Below are 478 nucleotides of genomic sequence, written 5' to 3' on the forward strand. Positions count from 1 at the left end.
GAATAGCTCAGTTGGTAGAGCACGACCTTGCCAAGGTCGGGGTCGCGAGTTCGAGTCTCGTTTCCCGCTCCAGTTTCTCCGGCACTGCTTAGGCAGGGCAGGAAAAGAAAATCCAGGCTGAATCGTGAGGTTCATGTTCTGGTGCGCTGAAAAGCGTCGGCTTAGTCCCCTTCGTCTAGTGGCCTAGGACACCGCCCTTTCACGGCGGTAACAGGGGTTCGAGTCCCCTAGGGGACGCCATATTTGCGGGAATAGCTCAGTTGGTAGAGCACGACCTTGCCAAGGTCGGGGTCGCGAGTTCGAGTCTCGTTTCCCGCTCCAGTTTCAACGCATCGTTTCCGACGGTGCAGGTGGTGAAGGTCGTCAAGGCGCTTCACGCCACATGCGGTAAAGCTTCACCCTGCGGGAATAGCTCAGTTGGTAGAGCACGACCTTGCCAAGGTCGGGGTCGCGAGTTCGAGTCTCGTTTCCCGCTCCA

General features: G+C 57.9%; 3 tRNA genes. All 3 read left to right on the forward strand.

Features of this window, described 5'->3' with window-relative positions:
* Positions 1-164 precede the first annotated feature (164 nt).
* The 3 genes from LU671_RS29325 to LU671_RS29335 all read left to right on the forward strand — a co-directional run bounded on the left by LU671_RS29325 (position 165) and on the right by LU671_RS29335 (position 478).
* Positions 165-240: transfer RNA gene (locus tag LU671_RS29325), tRNA-Glu, on the forward strand.
* A gap of 5 nt (positions 241-245) precedes the next feature.
* Positions 246-321, forward strand: a tRNA-Gly gene (locus tag LU671_RS29330).
* An 81-nt stretch (positions 322-402) separates the two neighbouring features.
* A tRNA-Gly gene (locus tag LU671_RS29335) sits at positions 403-478 on the forward strand.

The sequence above is a fragment of the Pseudomonas sp. NMI760_13 genome (assembly GCF_021283245.1).
Taxonomy (GTDB): Bacteria; Pseudomonadota; Gammaproteobacteria; order Pseudomonadales; family Pseudomonadaceae; genus Aquipseudomonas; species Aquipseudomonas peradeniyensis.